Origin of the sequence: Geobacillus sp. ZGt-1, assembly GCF_001026865.1 — a bacterium.
GTDB lineage: Bacteria > Bacillota > Bacilli > Bacillales > Anoxybacillaceae > Geobacillus > Geobacillus thermoleovorans.
Genome location: NZ_LDPD01000069.1, coordinates 1 through 1,122 on the forward strand (window position 1 = coordinate 1; position 1,122 = coordinate 1,122).

Consider the following 1,122-nt stretch of genomic DNA (forward strand, 5'->3'; position numbering starts at 1 on the left):
AGGTGATCGGTTATCGCTTTTTCAACCTTTCAGCAATTTTATCAATCAGTTCGTCTTCCGTCAGCGCCGCCACCGGACGGTTGTTGACGAAAGCAAACGTCTTTTTCCGCCCTGGGCCGCAATACGACTGGCAGCCGATTTTGATGACCGCATCCGGATCCAGCTTTTTGAGGCGCGGAATCAATGTTTTTAAATTCGGCGCCTTGCAGTCGTCGCAAACGCGAAACTCATTCGCCATCACTCGTCATCCCTTTCCGCAGCGTTTGCTTTGTGTATTCTACCGCTTTCGTGAGAAAATTGCAAGTTGGCATGCTTTCACCCTTGTAATTTGCCAATCCCATAAACTTGCAACGTATAATTTTTTTCCTTTTGGTCCACCCTTTTACTAGCATGGGAAAAAGGAGTGGAGAACAATGAAACAACGGCAAGACGCTTGGACGGAAGAAGACGATTTATTGTTGGCAGAGACCGTATTGCGCCATGTGCGTGAAGGGAGCACCCAGCTGAACGCGTTTGAAGAAGTCGGCGACAAGCTAAATCGGACATCGGCCGCCTGTGGCTTTCGCTGGAATGCCGTCGTCCGCCATCAGTACGAAGAAGCGCTGCAGCTGGCGAAAAAGCAGCGAAAAGAGCGGCTGCGGCTGCTGGCCAAACAAGGCGGCGCGAAAAAGCGGCGCCTGTATGAACCACCGATGCCGTCATTGGAGGAGTTGGGCGATGTGATGCAGCTGCCAGCTGTCGTCCCATCCTCTCCGCCGCAACAAGTGACGCTTGATCAAGTGATCGCTTTTTTAAAAACGTTCCAATCCCATGAGCGGAAACGGGAGGCGCTGATCAAAGAAAACGAGCGGCTGCGCCGCGAAATTGACGAACTAAAGCAAAAAAATAAAGAACTTGAAGAAAAGGTTGCTAAATTAGAAGAAAATTCGTCGACCGTCCAAGAAGATTTTGAGACGCTCGTGAAAATCATCAACCGAGCGCGCAAAATGGTGTTAAAAGAGGAAGAAGAGCGGGGGCTGACCTTCCGTATGGACCCGAACGGAAACTTAGAGAAAATCGCCGAGTAACGAAAAAGGATGCCGGGTGAAAAGCCGGGCTGATCCCAAAACGCACTCGCGTTTT

Annotated in this window: 2 protein-coding genes; one reads left to right on the forward strand and one right to left on the reverse strand. The window is 50.4% G+C overall.

All coding sequences use genetic code 11. From position 1 onward, the window contains the following. Positions 1–10: 10 nt before the first annotated feature. Positions 11–238, reverse strand: coding sequence for a DUF1450 domain-containing protein (locus VU18_RS15560; protein ID WP_011232879.1), 228 nt, complete (start codon positions 236–238; stop codon positions 11–13). A gap of 175 nt (positions 239–413) precedes the next feature. Here VU18_RS15560 and VU18_RS15565 point away from each other — a divergent pair, with 175 nt between their 5' ends. After that, positions 414–1,067, forward strand: coding sequence for an RsfA family transcriptional regulator (locus VU18_RS15565; RefSeq protein ID WP_014196985.1), 654 nt, complete (start codon positions 414–416; stop codon positions 1,065–1,067). Positions 1,068–1,122 lie beyond the last annotated feature (55 nt).